This window comes from Planococcus donghaensis, from assembly GCF_001687665.2.
In the GTDB taxonomy this organism is placed as follows: domain Bacteria; phylum Bacillota; class Bacilli; order Bacillales_A; family Planococcaceae; genus Planococcus; species Planococcus donghaensis.
Map to the genome: position 1 here is coordinate 2,620,039 of NZ_CP016543.2, position 16,095 is coordinate 2,636,133.

Sequence of the window (16,095 nt, forward strand, 5' to 3'; positions counted from 1 at the left end):
CGTCCATTTTCTTTTGTTTCATCTATCGTACACTATTGCCCAGTCCAAATTAACCCAGTTGTCTCGCACTTAAATCAGCTAAAAACCCGAAAGCAGCGGCTTTCGGGTTGAGGGTTTGATTAGCGTGCCAGTAAATATTCAACATACGCACGCCAATATGTGTTTTTGGCTACTTCAAAATCAGGTTGGCGAGTCGGGAAAGGCATAAAGACTTTTGGCGGCGCAACAAAATGTTCAAGCTTCTCTTCGTGAATCACGATGGTGCCAGCTTCAGGACCTTCTGCCAGTACTGCTTTCGCACCTTTTTCAAACTCCGCCGTGACTGGTACCGTTTTTGGTCGACCGTCGATGTTCAAGGTATGCGTTTTTCCAACTTCTCCGTCATAATCGAACAGCCATGGTGTCCGAAGAGCAACTGCATCTTCAGCTGTTTCTAATGTAATGGCCGTGTTGACGTTGCTGCCAAAAGGAAATTTGCTTTCAATTGGCAAATTCACAGCAATTCGTATTTCATAATACGCCAGTGGATTGTTTTGTTCATGAGGCTCTAATTGATGATAAGCTTCTAGCCACTTTGACTCTTCAGCAGGCATTTCTGAAACACTTTGAACTGTCCCTTTGGCAATGCCCTCTATGCCTTCTCCTTGAATGTTGACTGGATCTGACGCTTGCACTAACGGCCATTCGTCTTCAAGTACATAGCTAAGGAATATTTTTTCATTCGAATAAATTTCAATGCTCAGTGGTTCGGTTTCTCGGTTGATTTTGGATACCACGCCGTCTACCGGACTGATAAGGGATGGATTTGAAAGACTTTGCGATAGCTGTGCTTCTAACACCGCTAATTGCGTTTCGATCGAAGCGAGTTCTTGTTCCGCTTGAGCGATACCGGCATCGTATGAGCCATCTTGTGGCACTGCGACACCAACTGAAACATTTACATCAAAATCAATGACGTCCTCATCTTCATTTGTTATTTGCGAATTATTAGAAGCATCACGTGAGACCACTCCACCTTGAGCGGCTTTCGCTTGTTGAAGAGACGTCAACGAACTTTGGACTTCGTTGCGCTGACCTTCAAGCGCCGTTTTCTGCGTTTCCCATACGGATCGCTGATCAGCCGTTTCTGCTTCATTTAATACAGCGAGCTCTGATCCAGCCGTTACACTGTCGCCTTCTTGAACCGTCCATTGCTGAAGTGCTTCATGGTCCTGAACATAAATTTCTACCGTTTCTTGTGGTGCCGTTAATGCTTCTTTAAACAAGTCGATGGTGTATGTACCGGTATAAGCTTGTTCATATTCGCTAACATAAACACTTTTTGGCAAAATGCTTTTTTCGCCAAACATTAACAGTCCGTTAGCCGTTAAAAAAGCTACCACCGCGACAGATAACCCAACAAAATAAAATCTATTCAAAGAGACTCCCTCCATCCATAAAACCGCTCAGCATATCATCCGTCGGAATCAAACTAAACGATGCGACAAATAACGCCGCCAACATGTGGAGCATGATCAAGCCAAATAAAATCAGTTTCGGGTTAATCGTTGTAAAACTGCGGATAAATCGGTATTGCACCGCAATGATGAGTGACGTGAAAAGCGTCAATTGATTAAAGAAATAAATCAAAAAATCATGTTCTAAAAAAGTAGCCGCGATTGGACCAAACGAGAAAAGTGAGACGGACATCGTATAGCCGGTCAACGCAAACAATAAAAAAAGCAATCCTTTTTCAATAATTAGCAACGCCACCACGTATAGTTGCATAATGAGTGCGGCACGCCAAGCTATTTTGACAAATTTATTGAACAAAAAAGCCGCTCCATACAGGTGGAAAGCCAAATAAAAACCTGCCCACAGGAGTGTTCCTACAAGTGAGGTCCAGCGAGCTAACGTGTAGGCATCCCACATTCCTGCTGCTAAAATTGGCGTCAATGAATCAGTGTTCATCCCCCAGATTTCGCTCATTGCGAATACCAATAGGCCAATCGCAAAGATCCAGGCAATGCGCTTGTTCACATCACGCATTTCTGTCGTTTTTATATTATGTATAAGTTGTCCTTGTCTCGGGAAAAAGTGCCAGAATTTGAAGTCTGATATCATGCGTTTAGTTCCTTTCAAGGCAATTGACGTTCTGCTTCACTATACTTTACCAAAAAAGTGTCATCTTTGGAACGCATTAGCTGGCACATTCTTCAATATTTCAATCGTTTGAGTCAAAAGGCATAGCAGCCTGGTTGAGGTGTTGTGATGAGGATGATGAATTTTTGTTTTAGTTGAACTTTTTTGGCTTTTACATGGATTTTTCATGTTGTTACATGAATTTTTCTGGCTCTTACATGAATTTTTAACTCTTTTACATGAATCCAAGCTTTTACAGCAACTTTTCCTGCTCTTACATGAACTTTTCAGCTCTTTACCTGAACTTTTCACTTCTTTACCTGAATCCAAGCTCTTACAGCAACTTTTCCTCCTGTTACCCGAACTTTTCAGTTCTTTACCTTAACTTTTTTCACTCTTACCTAAACTTTTCACTTCTTTACATGAATCCAGGCTCTTACAGCAACTTTTCTTGCTGTTACCTGAACTTTTGAGCTCTTTACATGAACTTTTCACGTCTTTACCCGAACTTTTCAGCTTTTTACCTGAATCACCCACCAATCCAAACAAGCTCACATAAATTTTCCACTCCGTAACAGCAACATCCCCTAAAAAATCCAAACAAAAAAGACTACTCACGAGGAGTAGTCTTTTCATCATCGAATTATGATTCGATAATGCGGTATTTCTTATGTGAAATTACGGTCATGTTGGATGCCGCACCAATTTCTTTTGCGTCTTCTGGTGAAATTTCAACAATCACCGAGTTGTCCATAATTTTAAAGATGGTGCCGTTAACATCGACGCCGTTACGAGTGAATGAAATCCATTCGCCTATGTAGCGCGCTGCTACAAATTCTGATACTTCTTTTTCATGGGGTTGGAAAGCCATTAATACCACGCCTCTCTTTTTAAAACGCTATCTGTCTATTATAGCACAAATTGGCTTCTATTTCACCTTTAAAGAAAGGCGGGTTCGCCGCGATTTCATTTCAGTCTTCGATTTCTGTAAATCGACGAACCGCATATAACTCGACTTCATGCTTTGTTCCTGCGAGTTCGATGATTTCGACTGACTTTCCAGGTTTTGGCGAATGAAGCATGAGCCCATTGCCATAATACACCCCAACGTGATGGATTTTCCCTTTGCCTTCATCGTGAGCAAAAAATAATAAATCCCCGATCTGCCAATTCTCAGCATTTTGTGAATCAATCCCGTTTCCTTCTAACACTTGGTCCACCGCATCACGCGAAATAATTACACCATTTGCTTTCATTAAATTATACGTAAGCCCGGAACAATCAAAACCGTAACTCGACATTCCCGCCCATAAATAAGGCAAATCTAAAAATCTCACCCCGTGAGTAGCGATATCTACTCCGCTTCCTTTTGGACGTTGATTATAAGCGCTAACGATTTCCACAGCATCCGTCATCACTAATGCATCCCCATCTGGTGTTTGCAATCGAATAAATTCACCAATCTCTTTCACTGGCAGCATTGTATTAAATGATACGACTTTTAATGGCTTGAAATTTTCTGTCCAAAGCTGGGCTTTGTTTTGCGTTACACGAGCATAGCCAAGTTCGGTTAAGGTTTCGACTTCTTTTAATTGAGTGATAGGCACCCACCCCGGATAGCCGCGTTCGTCTTTTTGACACGGTTGCCATAGGGCGATGATTTTTGCCCAGTCCTCCACTACTTCCTCGATCAATACAGGTTCGCCGTATAGAAGTTGCGTTTGGATTCGGTTGCTATTAACCAAGTCTTGATTGTCTTCCTGATTCATACTTTGGAGCCAGTGATTCAAATTCGGATACTCCGCAATTCCTGCTGCATCGACGGGACGCACTTTTTCTGGGGCGGTCCAAACGGTTGCAACGGGAACACTGCATACCCATGCCGTGGATTCTGTCTGTAACAAACGATTCACTCCGTTTCGGTTTTGTTATTCGACGCCTGGAAGAATGGTTAAGGTTTTAGCATCCGCATCTAGTCTAGCAAGCGCACCCAATGGCACTGAAAAATGCGGTTCACAATGGCCGATTTTAAAGCCTTTTACGACTGGGATGTTCAAATCGCTAAAATAATGGTCGAATACTTGCTCTAATGTCAATGATGGCTTGCGCTTTTTAGGCTCAGCATTTTTGAAATCACCAATAATAATACCTGCAGCTTCATCAAACTTTCGTGCCATGCGCAAGTGGTTGAGAATTTCGTCCACTTCAGCCGGTTCTTCATCCACATCTTCAATCAATAAAATTTTTCCTTTTACACCCAAATCAAACTTCGTGCCAATTGCACTGCGAATCAACGACAGATTGCCTCCGACCAACTCCCCTTGAGCAACTCCCCCCACCATTGTTTCAAGTGGCGATACTTCTTCTGTGTAATGCAATTCAAATGGTCCAAATAATTGGCCAAACATGCGTCTGCTGCGTTCGTGAAATTCCGGTTTTCCTACGTCTGACGCCAACATCGATCCATGGAACGTCACCAAATTTGCGTATTCGCCGATGGCTGTATGTAAAAAGGTAATATCCGAATAGCCCCAAAACACTTTTGGATTTTCTTTGATCATGGCGTAATCGATTTGGTCTGCGTAGCGTGCTGCTCCGTAGCCGCCGCCTGCACAAAAAATGCCAGCCACTTCTTGGTCTTCAAACATAGCATGCAAATCAGCCAAACGTTCTTCATCTGTCCCAGCCAAATAGCCATTTACTTCGGCAACGGATTTACCAAGCTTTACGTTTAAGCCGAGCTCTTCTAAAAACGGCAATGCTTTTTTTAAGTTTTCTTGATTTGGTGGACTGGAAGGTGAAATAATCCCCACCGTATCCCCTTTTTTTAATCGTTTTGGCAAAGTTCTCACACCATCTACTCCTTTACTGATTTTCGTCTTTTTTCATTACTATGACTCAATGTACCAATACCGCCTTCAGAGTTCAATCGAACCGCTGTCTTTAGTTTTCAAAAGGATAAAGAGAGTGCTTTTTTATTTCATTTTTTAGAATTTTTAGTTATTTTGTACGATGTTTATTATAAATCAATCATTTATACTAAAAACAAGTTAGCAACCAGCTTAACTTACCGTAAGATCTTCCAAAAAAATTTTTTATTAAAAGGAGCGGATGAAGATGATGAATTTCGATAAAGTACTAGAACTAGGTTGGGGAGATCTTGCAATCGGAGTCGCTGGCTCTACAGCAGTTATGCTGTTTATCAATTTTTACACTTTGATGTGAGGGGTGACCTATGAATCACGCAGATACGTAAAAGCTCTTTTCTGAATCTATCGGAAAAGGGCTTTTAACATGGATTTTTTCGCATTTAAAAACGCCTCTCCTATTAATCTGGAAAGACGTTTTTATCCATAGGCTGCTATATTCACTTTACAAACCTCCATATAATTGTTCTGATTCGCGCTGCTGTGCTAATAACTCATCAAACATCGCCCGGTCTCCTGAACTTAAAGCTTCATCAATCATACGACTGTAGTTTGCCTGTTCTAGAAAATGAATGGCATCCGTCGCTTCTTTTCTCGTTTGATCGTTTACCTCAATAACTTCTTCTCTTTCTTCCTGCAGTATAGCTTGGAGATGTTTGTGTATATCAGATACGAGCAACAACTGGTATAGAGGCAAGCGAATAAAGCGATTGCCTTTTTGGAAGACGAACACTTCAGAAAGATTCTCTACTTGAAATGTATTGAGGTTGACGATAATTTCTTTACCTTCCACCGGAATAAAGTGGAACAACTCGTCATCTTTCATGATTGAGAAATACTGATAAGCGAACACAAACTTCACCAGATGCCCTTCTTTTTTCGTATAGAACGGCTTCATAAGTTTTACATGCAACATTATAATCACCCCTCTTTTTATTTTCTTAATATTCTAACTACATTAATTATAGCATAAAACCCGCTTTTCGAAAATAGAAACGCATAAGAATTATCTTATATAGTAGACGTTTTAGAAACCATTTCGTCACATTTTTTAACAAAAAAAGTGTTTTTTTATGAAAAAAACTTATATAACTGACGTTTAGCACATCTCAAGAACTAGATAACCAAAACCATAAAAATTTAAACCACTTACCTAATTAAATTAACCTATACATCTCCAAAAGCGAAACATCGCAATAAAACGATTGGTTTTCAACTTATTTCAAAGAACTTAACGTTTTTTCGAATAAAAAAAAGCCCATCAGCTACCTCATACGGCTAGCTCATAAGCTATAGTAAACGGTTACATTATTTTCGTATTCGCATTCGTTGATGGCGGTGCCGTGGAGGAGTAACCATAAAATGCATTTCGTTCGGTTTGATGTAAATGGACACTTTCTCCATAATATATGCTACTAGATTGTGAAACTCTTCGTCTGACATCTCACGTTTATAAAAAACGATTCGATTCATTTTGAAATCAACTTGCACCTGCTCTAAATAATTTGGGAATAGACGTGGGTCTTGAATGCTGTAACAATAACCATCGGATGAAATTTGCCAACCGATCTTACCAAATACTAACTCAGCTCTCGCATAGACTACTTCCCAAGCCCCGACGTCCTTAGGATGCAAAACAGAACGCAAGTCAGGGATTTCTAAAATAAACGAATTGAACAACGATCATTCTCCTATCCAAAACAATATATTTAGGTCTTTATAACTTTAATAATACCATTTAACTTACATAAAACAATATTTCAACAAAAATAATTGCATGGATTTTAATCAGTTTAGCCGCTTACTATTCTTCATCATTTACGGAGCAGTCTGAAAGACGTATAATAGAAGGAAAGTTTTATTTTGGGGCGATGCATATGGCTACGGTTCAATCCCTGGCGAAAAGATTCGAAGATACAATACACAATTATATGGCTGCTATCGACAAATCACTTCTACCGACTCGTGCGTTGGATGAAGAAATGGTTCGAAAAGCAGTCTTTTTAGTGCGACACGATGGGGTTCAAATTCAGTCGTTCAATGAAGAACGATTATTGCTTGAAGCCATCGTAAAAGATGCACATTCTGTTAAGGTGATTCTTAACTTTGACAAGCTAACAGCAATTTGCGCGTGTCCACAAGAACCCACATGTCGTCATCGATTGGCGGTCATTTTCGCACTTTATCAAAAAATTGGTTCTCTTTCAGAATGGGTGACTGCTTGGCGCGAGCCTGAAAACAAGCAACTCGCTTTATTGTCCGAAAAACGCTCTCCTGAGCAGTGGACAAAGCTGATTCGCAGCATATGGCGCGACGCCATTCCTGATTATACGACACGCAATTATTTTTATTATGAACAAATGTTTGAAGGACGTTTGAAAAACGCTTTGTCCTACGTCCCGTTAGAGCGCGAGTGGAAAGTACTTTATCGTACTTATGCTCATTTCATCTCGTTAACCGAAGTTTGGTCGACGTTTATCTCCGGCACTCAAGAAGTGCATCATTCGTTTTTTAAAACATGGTTTGATGATGAATTACATGAATTGCGTGATTTACTTGGACAGTTGCGTGTGCAGCACCGCACATTCGAAGCAGATGCTTTTTTTGAACATTTAAAAGTATTGGTCCGGGAATTTATCGAAGTGAAAGACTCTTCGTTTTCACAACGCTTTTCGCTTTATCAGCTTTTTTGGACCAATTTGTTTACCACAAACAAATTACGCGAAGATGAACTTGTCGCTTTAAAAAATCCGGATGAACGATTAAAAGCCTTTTTTAATATTTTACTGAAAAACGATCTTGATATTAAAAAAATATCACCAAACGAAACACATGACTGGGTGGCTCTTGCTGTTCTTGCTGAAGACGAAAATCACCTGCAAGCATTAACAAATGTGTTGTTGGCGATCAAACCACATGTGAAAACCTTCCTATTTGAAGGGCTGTATACGCAATACCGCCATCAGTATGTTCGAACACTTAGCCGCTTGTTTTCACAAATTGAATTAAGTGAATTGGATTGGGAAGATTTGTTTAAGCAATTTGGCCATTATGGCTTGCCTGCGTATTCGGCTTATTTAATCGAAAAACAAATGTACAAACAATGGGCAGAACTGCATCATCTTCACAATTCTCCTTTGTATTTTGCGGAGGAATGTGGACTTAAAGAAGTACAGAACGAAGCACCGGATTACGTCCTTCCTCTTTTCCATCGATATGCATTATCGTATCTAGAAGAGCGTAACCGTCCAAGCTATAAACAAGCAGTACGCATCTGGAAAAAAATGAAAGCTGCCTGCAAAAAAAGCGGTCAAATGGAGTTTTGGACTGCGTATATTACTGAAATCCGCACACAGAACAAACGTTTACGTGCACTCCAGGAAGAGATCGAGAAAGGAAATCTTATATGAATCAATTCCAAACTGAAGGAAGCCGTCTCTACTATTTAACCATCAATCGTGGAGAACTTTTCCGCATTCAGGCCGCCAATGAAGCTGGCAATCGGATTCCACCAGAAATCTGGAAGTCGTATTTGTATTTTCTGGATAAAGATAGCTTTTACGGCTTGACGGCACAAACTGATGGGTTGGATCTCGTCTTAACGCCAGCGGATTTTGTGCGATTGTTTCAAAACGAACCTCATCACTACGTAACATTTGCTGGGCAACGTGCAGAAGATGAAAGTTGGCTTAAGCTTGCTGAAAAAGTTGCTGACTCGTTAAGTGACCCTGATTTATGGGACCATGTATCGGTTGAAGCAGACAATATTGTGATTAGTGACAAGTATGGAGACAAGGAAATACGAACATTTCTTGCAGATACGATTCACCATCAATTGCGTCAAAAAGGCTTAACAGTTGCTCAACTTCCTTATATTCAAGGCTTTGTGCAACAAGCTGGATGGCAAGGTTTGCCGGATGTCGATGATTATGTGGTTGCCGTGCAATTGAGCGAACCTGATGAAGATGAATTTTGGTCTTTTAAATTCGTTATGCGTTCAAAACGTGGCAGTGTTTATTGGTCTCCTTCTAAACGTCGTGCAAATGAACCGATACCTAAAGCGTTACCAGAGAAATGGCGTTCGTTTGCGTCAGATATTAAAGAGCGCCAAGCGCTAATATTGAGTTTATGTCCTTCTATTGAAAGCTTTGATGAAGATCGTTTTTATCATGTGGAATGGACAGATGCAGAAATTCTTGAATTTTTGCGGAATGACGCCGAAATCTTACAAGCTTTTGGAGTTGAAGTGTCTATCCCTTCATGGTTAAAAGCTGTTCAAGAATCAAAAATTCGGGTTAAAGCCAATGTCAATTCAACGATTAAAAAAGCATCGGTTGTTGGCCTTGACCAAATCATTAATTTTGACTGGCAGTTCTCATTAAATGGTCACGATCTCAGCATGCAAGATTTTCAGCGCTTAGTTTCGGAGAACAAAGAATTTATCCGCATCGGAAACGAATGGGTACGTGTAGATTCAAATTTGCTGATGCAGTTGCGAAAAATGATTGAAGAAGCAGAAGATGCCGATTGGACCATTAAAGATATGTTGTTCCAAAACGTTCCGGAAATCATGCTTGAAGAAACAACTGAGGAAGACGATCCGCTCGTTGAATTCCATTTGAATAGATCACTTAAAACGCTGCTCGACAAACTTCTTGATAAACGTGATTTACCAGAAACAGCGTTGCCAAAAAACTTATTAACTGAGCTCCGGCCTTACCAGAAAATCGGCTTTGATTATTTAGTATTTATGCGCCAAGAAGGGTTTGGGTTGTGTTTAGCAGATGATATGGGTCTTGGAAAAACGGTTCAACTTATTACGTATTTGCTACATGTTCATGGAAAAAATCCTGATCAGCCATCGTTAATTGTTTGTCCAACTTCCGTTCTTGGGAACTGGCAAAAAGAGTTAGAGCGCTTTGCACCTGATTTAAAAGTGGTCACGCATTATGGCAGTGTTCGTCCAAAAGGCGACGATTTCAATGCCTTTTTGGCTGAAGAAAAACCTGATGTTGTGTTATCAACTTATGGCATCGCCTCTTCCGATGGAGAAGAAATGCAAAGTTTGCATTGGTCGAGTATTACACTTGATGAAGCGCAAAACATCAAAAACATGTACACGAAACAATCGCGGACAATTCGTAAATTCAAAGGCGATCACCATATTGCGTTGACAGGCACGCCGATTGAAAACCGTTTGTCTGAATTATGGTCGATATTCGACTTTATCAATAAAGGTTACCTTTATCGCATCAAGCAATTCCAAGAAAATTTCATGATTCCAATCGAACGTGACAATTCTGAAGAGCATAAAGAAAAATTGCGTCAGCGCATTCAGCCATTCTTGCTTCGCCGGACGAAAAAAGATCCCGACTTGCAATTAAACTTGCCTGAAAAACAAGAACAACTGGAATATTGCCCACTGACACCAGAACAAGCCGCTTTATATGAAGGCTTGGTCCAGGATACGGTGCAGAAAATGGAGACGCTCACAGGTTTCGAGAAAAAAGGATTAGTATTGAAAATGCTGAGCAAATTAAAGCAGCTATGTAATCATCCGTCTCTTTACTTAAAAGAGCCGTATACGAACGCCGCTGAAATTCTGCCTCGTTCTCAAAAACTAGAGCGCATTGTGACCTTAGCCGGGGAAATTGCAGAACGCGGGGAACAATGTTTGATATTTACACAATACATCGGTATGGGGCATATCCTACAACAAGCGATAAACGAGTTGTATGGTCATGAAGTGCCATTCTTAACCGGTAGCATGCCAAAACAACAACGTGATTCATTGGTAGCTCAGTTCCAAGCGGGGAAATTCCCGATTTTCATCTTATCTCTAAAAGCAGGCGGTACCGGTCTTAACTTAACGGCTGCTACACATGTTTTACATGCGGATAGATGGTGGAATCCTGCAGTAGAAAACCAGGCAACCGACCGTGCTTACCGTATTGGTCAAACTCAATTTGTTCATGTCCATAAATTTGTGACGATTGGAACGATTGAAGAAAAAATCGATTCTTTACTGGTTCAAAAGCAATCGATGTCCGAAGAATTTATCCAATCTAGCCAATGGATGACCGACCTTTCAGATAATGACTTGAAAGAACTGTTTACTTATTCACTATAACTAGCGTTAAATAATCCGGCCAGGTCCCCACCTGGCCGGATTTCCCCTTTTAGACATGAAACCTTACCCTTTTTGAACAGTACAAAAAATTGTTTTCAATTCACTTAGTTCCCGTTCCGCTTCTGCCAATCGTTGATGCAGCAAAGCGGTTAATTTAATGAGTTGCTCCATATGCACTTCCAGTTGCAGCTGCACATCTTTTGGCATTGCTACGTGCCTCCTTTTATACGTTTACTTGTTCAGTTTCTGGCGGTTGGAAATCGAAGTCTGCATCGTTGTGTGGTGTTTCTTGCTGAGATGTGGTTTCTTCATGTGTTTTTCTTTTATCGAGGAACCGGATTTGGTCGCCGAGCACTTCTGTAACATAAATACGTGTGCCATCTTCTTTGTCATAGGAACGCGATTGCAAACGACCGGTAACCGCTACTAAAGATCCTTTTACACAGTATTTGGAGACATTGTGAGCGGGCCTGCCCCAGGTGGAACAAAGAACGAAATCTGTTTCGGTTTCTCCTTTCTGATTTTTGTAATTTCTAGAAACTGCTACGACGAAGGAAGTATGTATACGTCCTTCATTCATGACTCGCATCGATGGATCTTTTGTTAAGCGACCTACAATTCCAACTTGATTCATTTTCTCACCTCCTTTTGCTTATTTAGAGCATACTAAGAAGATTGAATTCTTTGCAAAACCGAAAAAATAATTTTTCATCGATTTTTTGCTTTCATATTTCATTTTTGAATCTTTCTAAAAGATTTCTTGAGGTTGCTTTTCTTGATTTTGTTCAGTTTTTGCAAAATCTTAGCTCTGAATAAAAATCACTTTTGGCAAAAATCTGTAATTTTAAATTGGCCGTTTTGATTCGTCGATTAAATCTTCTATGTGCTATGCTATACTGAAACAAAGCTAGTATTGGAGGCATCGCCACATGAAAACATTTAAAATGCTATCATTAGGTATTGAAAAAGAAGATCAAGTAACTGACTATCCGGTACATGATGGCATCATTATTAACCAGGAGAATAAAGAACGTTCATGGATTCTTGAAATGCTCGTCGATTTGCCACACCAAGAAACTTTTGATCGCTTAAAAGAAAGCAATGAACTAATCGCAGTACAAGTTGTCATTTCCTATCCTAAAAACGAACCTGCACCTTTTGAAGTTATCGTTAAAGATGTAAAAGTTATGGGTGACCATGTTTCGGTATTGATGAAAGGTACGTTAAAACGGGCTCGCCGAAAATACGCAGAAACGCTTCTTTCTGAACTTTTAGAGGATGGACTCGAAGGACAAGAGTTGCTTGAACGTTTTGAAACAGATATGCGCACTCGTCCAGGACTTCGTAAAGACGAAGCATAATATCATTTAAAATTGCACATATAAAAAAGCTGTTGTTGAAAGTCCTAAAACTTTCAACAACAGCTTTTTCGTAAGTATTTTTTATTCAGAAGCGACTGGTCCTAACGCAAAAAGAATATCACATTCACAAGCAAGCTCTCCGTCTACTGTAGCGATGGCATGACCTTTGCCCATTGACCCACGCAGTTTTGTCAATACAACTTCTAAACGCAACTGATCGCCCGGTACAACTTGTCGCTTAAAGCGACAGTTATCGATTCCTGTAAAGAATGCTAAACGCCCTTTGTTGGCATCTAACTGTAACACAGCCGCTGCACCAACTTGTGCCAATGCTTCAACGATTAACACACCTGGCATAACGGGGTAGCCTGGGAAATGACCATTAAAGAAATCTTCGTTCGCCGAGACATTTTTTAAGCCTACAGCTTTCTTGCCAGCTTCAATTTCTAAAATACGATCTACCATCAAAAATGGGTAGCGATGTGGTAAAATTGCTTGAATTTGTTCAGTTGTCAACAAACGATCCATCTCCTTTTATCCTACATTAACATAATTCACACTACAAACTGCTTGATGCAACGCTTTATTTGCCGCTCATAATATCTAATATGTGCTGCCATGTTTCCCATTTTAGCGCATCGCTAGGACTACCGTCTCCAATTACGCCGTAACCAATCATAACGCCCAAAACAGCTGCTAAGACGATTAAAGCGACCACTATGACGATACGTAGCCAGATTGGAAATAGGCGGATTTGAACCCACCATGTCTTTTTAGAACTTTTTGATTCTGCCACATCTTTTGTAGTTTTTTTTCGAAAAGAAAAGTTTTTCTTCAGTTCAGCCATTCACTTTGTCAACCTTTCCATCTACTGAATTCTCAAATTTCACACGAAATTCAAATCTTTAAACTCTAGTTATTATAACCAGAAAGTGCGATTTTTGCTATCTGTTGTTTGGCCTTGTTTTTTTCGCATGAAAAACATTTTCTTTTGCTTCTAACATTAAACCCGTACCTTGCACAACACATTCCATCGGGTTGTCAGCAATTGAAATTGGAATTTCTAGTTTTTCCGATAAGTATTGATCTAGACCATTTAACATTGCACCTCCACCTGTTAAAACCGCACCACTTTCAATAATATCTGAAGCAAGTTCGGGTGGTGTTTTTTCAAGGACTGCACGGGCAGCTTCTACAATAGCTTCTACGGATTCTCTTATTGCTTCTTCGATTTCAAAAGAACTGAGGGTCAACGTTTTGGGATATCCCGTTAATATATCGCGTCCCCGGACTTCCATCTTTTTTTCTTCAAGATGTTTACCTGCCGTACCCAATTTAATTTTTAATTTTTCTGCAGTTTTTTCACCAATCAATAACTTATGCTGATGTTTCACATATTTCATGATTTGCTGATCAAAGCGATCACCCGCTACTTTAATCGTTTCACTCGACACAATGTCTCCTAATGATAAGACAGCTACATCTGTAGTTCCGCCTCCGATATCTATAACCATGCTAGCATTTGGCTGATAAATATTCAGTCCTGCACCTATTGCAGCTACTTTAGGCTCGACTTCGACATATACTTTTTTAGCTCCTGCTTTTTGTGCAACTTCACGAATGGCATTTTGTTCGATGCTAGTTATGTTTGTTGGACAGCAAATCAAAATACGTGGTTTGGACATAAAACCTTTTAGTTTTAAAATATGCACGAAATGTTTCAACATGGTTTCAGTCACATCAAAATCGTAGATGACTCCGTCTTTTAGCGGACGAATCGATTCAATGTGTTTTGGTGTTCTACCCAGCATTTTACTTGCTTCTTTTCCCACTGCTAGAACTTCTTCAGTTTTTCTATCCCTGGCTACTATAGAGGGTTCGTTTAAAATAATTCCTTTACCTTTAACATATATTAATACATTCGCCGTTCCAAGATCGATTCCAATGTCTTTAGAAAACATTCAGCCCACGCCCCTTTTAAGCCATTTAGTATGCTTTAACAGTTAAGTAAGTCGTTATTTTCTAAGTTGCCGGTACGAAGGCCTCTAATAGGACTCAACACCTTCTCTTAACTGAATATTTTATCATAGTGAGGATTGCATTGACAAAATATCCTCGAATCCTTTTATTCCATTAAAAAAGCTTGCGGAACTGGTAACCAGCCCCGCAAGCTTATAATAAATGGTATTAGACCAATTGCTCGACTTTTACTTCAGCTTGTTCAACAGTTACACGCTCAATATCAGCGCCTAAAGCAGCAAGTTTTGTATGGAAGCCTACATATCCACGATCTAAATGGTAAAGCTCGTTAACTCGTGTGATTCCATCTGCAGCAAGACCCGCAAGAATCAACGCAGCAGCAGCTCGTAAGTCTGTAGCAGCAACTTCAGCCCCTTGTAGTTTCGACGGACCTTCCATAATAACAGAGCGTCCTTCAATTTTTACAGAAGCATTCATACGACGGAATTCTTCTACGTGCATAAAGCGATTTTCAAACACAGTTTCGGTCAATACTCCATTGCCTGTTGCAGTAAGCATTAAAGACATCATTTGTGATTGCATGTCCGTTGGGAAACCTGGGTGTGGCATAGTTTTGATATCAATTGAACGAAGTGGAAGACTAGCACGAATGCGTAATCCTTCTTCAGTTTCCTGAATATCAACACCCATTTCACCCATTTTAGAAATTAGCGCAGTCATGTGTTCAGGTACTGCGTTTTCGATAATTACATCACCTTCAGTGATTGCCGCAGCAACCATAAACGTTCCAGCTTCTACACGATCCGGAATAATATAGTGCGTAGCGCCATGCATTTCTTTTACACCTTCGATGCGCATTGTATCTGTACCTGCACCGATAACGCGACCACCCATTTCATTGATGTAATTCGCGACATCAACAATTTCCGGTTCTTTAGCAGCATTTTCAATAATAGTTGTACCGTCTGCTAAAGCAGCAGCCATCATAATGTTTTCCGTTGCCCCAACACTTGGGAAATCTAAATAGATTTTCGCACCGCGTAAGCGGCCATTTGTTTTAGCTTCAACGAAACCATTACCAAAGGTAATACTCGCGCCCATTGCTTCAAATCCTTTTAAATGTTGATCAATTGGACGTGATCCAATTGCACAACCACCAGGTAAAGCTACACGTGCAAAACCGTTACGTGCAAGAACTGGTCCCATAACTAAAATAGAAGCACGCATTTTACGAACGTATTCAAATTGAGCTTCACTTGATAAAGTTGCTGAAGAATCAATAATCATTTCATTTTTTTCTGGGAAATATTCAACAGCTACGTTCAAGCTTCTCAATACTTCTTGAATTGTATAAACATCTGCTAAATTTGGTACTTCTTTAATAATACTTTTGCCATTTGAAGCTAATAATGCTCCAGCCAATACAGGTAAAACTGCGTTTTTAGCCCCTTCTACCCGTACCTTTCCTTTTAACTTTTGGCCGCCTTTTACGATAATCTGATCCACTAATATGCCCTCCATGTGTTTAATATTCATCTATATATTCCTATTTACGCTTAAAAGTCCAATGTCATTC

At 40.1% G+C, this 16,095-nt stretch carries 16 protein-coding genes; 3 read left to right on the forward strand and 13 right to left on the reverse strand.

The genetic code is table 11. From position 1 onward, the window contains the following. Window positions 1–119: 119 nt before the first annotated feature. The 7 genes from BCM40_RS12885 to BCM40_RS12915 form a co-directional block, all read right to left on the reverse strand. Window positions 120–1,418, reverse strand: a complete 1,299-nt coding sequence (locus tag BCM40_RS12885; RefSeq protein WP_065525548.1) for an HlyD family secretion protein — start codon at window positions 1,416–1,418, stop codon at window positions 120–122. After that, window positions 1,411–2,103, reverse strand: coding sequence for a hypothetical protein (locus BCM40_RS12890; protein WP_065525547.1), 693 nt, complete (start codon window positions 2,101–2,103; stop codon window positions 1,411–1,413). Before BCM40_RS12890 ends, BCM40_RS12885 begins: the two co-directional genes overlap by 8 nt. 661 nt (window positions 2,104–2,764) lie before the next feature. Then, on the reverse strand, window positions 2,765–2,992 hold the full coding sequence (locus BCM40_RS12895) for a DUF2187 family protein (RefSeq protein ID WP_065525546.1): 228 nt from the start codon (window positions 2,990–2,992) through the stop codon (window positions 2,765–2,767). Window positions 2,993–3,092: 100 nt separating this feature from the next. Continuing rightward, window positions 3,093–4,034, reverse strand: coding sequence for a C40 family peptidase (locus BCM40_RS12900; protein WP_337590157.1), 942 nt, complete (start codon window positions 4,032–4,034; stop codon window positions 3,093–3,095). A 15-nt stretch (window positions 4,035–4,049) separates the two neighbouring features. Beyond that, entirely contained in the window at window positions 4,050–4,973 is a 924-nt protein-coding gene (locus BCM40_RS12905) for a S66 peptidase family protein (RefSeq protein ID WP_065525544.1), read from the reverse strand. 520 nt (window positions 4,974–5,493) lie between these two features. After that, window positions 5,494–5,964 (reverse strand): transcriptional regulator, encoded by a 471-nt coding sequence (locus BCM40_RS12910; RefSeq protein ID WP_065525543.1) that lies wholly within the window; start codon window positions 5,962–5,964, stop codon window positions 5,494–5,496. A gap of 392 nt (window positions 5,965–6,356) precedes the next feature. After that, window positions 6,357–6,728, reverse strand: coding sequence for a hypothetical protein (locus BCM40_RS12915; RefSeq protein ID WP_065525542.1), 372 nt, complete (start codon window positions 6,726–6,728; stop codon window positions 6,357–6,359). A gap of 197 nt (window positions 6,729–6,925) precedes the next feature. Here BCM40_RS12915 and BCM40_RS12920 point away from each other — a divergent pair, with 197 nt between their 5' ends. Then, complete coding sequence (locus tag BCM40_RS12920; RefSeq protein WP_065525541.1) at window positions 6,926–8,458, forward strand: hypothetical protein; 1,533 nt, start codon at window positions 6,926–6,928, stop codon at window positions 8,456–8,458. Beyond that, a complete protein-coding gene (locus BCM40_RS12925; protein WP_065525540.1) occupies window positions 8,455–11,178 on the forward strand; it encodes a DEAD/DEAH box helicase in 2,724 nt (907 codons plus the stop codon). Before BCM40_RS12920 ends, BCM40_RS12925 begins: the two co-directional genes overlap by 4 nt. Window positions 11,179–11,241: 63 nt before the next feature. Here the strand turns inward: BCM40_RS12925 and BCM40_RS16505 are convergent, their stop codons facing one another. After that, window positions 11,242–11,385 carry a hypothetical protein gene (locus tag BCM40_RS16505; RefSeq protein ID WP_169818724.1) on the reverse strand — a complete coding sequence of 48 codons (144 nt, stop codon included), beginning with the start codon at window positions 11,383–11,385 and terminating at the stop codon, window positions 11,242–11,244. 16 nt (window positions 11,386–11,401) lie between these two features. Beyond that, window positions 11,402–11,812: a single-stranded DNA-binding protein gene (locus BCM40_RS12930; protein ID WP_065525539.1), complete on the reverse strand. Its 411-nt coding sequence runs from the start codon at window positions 11,810–11,812 to the stop codon at window positions 11,402–11,404. A 295-nt stretch (window positions 11,813–12,107) separates the two neighbouring features. Between BCM40_RS12930 and BCM40_RS12935 the strand changes: the two genes are divergently transcribed. Next, window positions 12,108–12,539 (forward strand): YwpF family protein, encoded by a 432-nt coding sequence (locus BCM40_RS12935; protein ID WP_065525538.1) that lies wholly within the window; start codon window positions 12,108–12,110, stop codon window positions 12,537–12,539. 81 nt (window positions 12,540–12,620) lie between these two features. Here the strand turns inward: BCM40_RS12935 and fabZ are convergent, their stop codons facing one another. The 4 genes from fabZ to murA all read right to left on the reverse strand — a co-directional run bounded on the left by fabZ (window position 12,621) and on the right by murA (window position 16,025). Continuing rightward, entirely contained in the window at window positions 12,621–13,058 is a 438-nt protein-coding gene (gene fabZ / locus BCM40_RS12940; protein WP_065525537.1) for a 3-hydroxyacyl-ACP dehydratase FabZ, read from the reverse strand. 64 nt (window positions 13,059–13,122) lie between these two features. Further along, a complete protein-coding gene (locus BCM40_RS12945; protein WP_065525536.1) occupies window positions 13,123–13,386 on the reverse strand; it encodes a DNA-directed RNA polymerase subunit beta in 264 nt (87 codons plus the stop codon). A gap of 97 nt (window positions 13,387–13,483) precedes the next feature. Then, window positions 13,484–14,500: a rod shape-determining protein gene (gene mreB / locus BCM40_RS12950; protein ID WP_065525535.1), complete on the reverse strand. Its 1,017-nt coding sequence runs from the start codon at window positions 14,498–14,500 to the stop codon at window positions 13,484–13,486. 226 nt (window positions 14,501–14,726) lie between these two features. Next, window positions 14,727–16,025 (reverse strand): UDP-N-acetylglucosamine 1-carboxyvinyltransferase, encoded by a 1,299-nt coding sequence (gene murA, locus BCM40_RS12955; protein WP_065525534.1) that lies wholly within the window; start codon window positions 16,023–16,025, stop codon window positions 14,727–14,729. Window positions 16,026–16,095 lie beyond the last annotated feature (70 nt).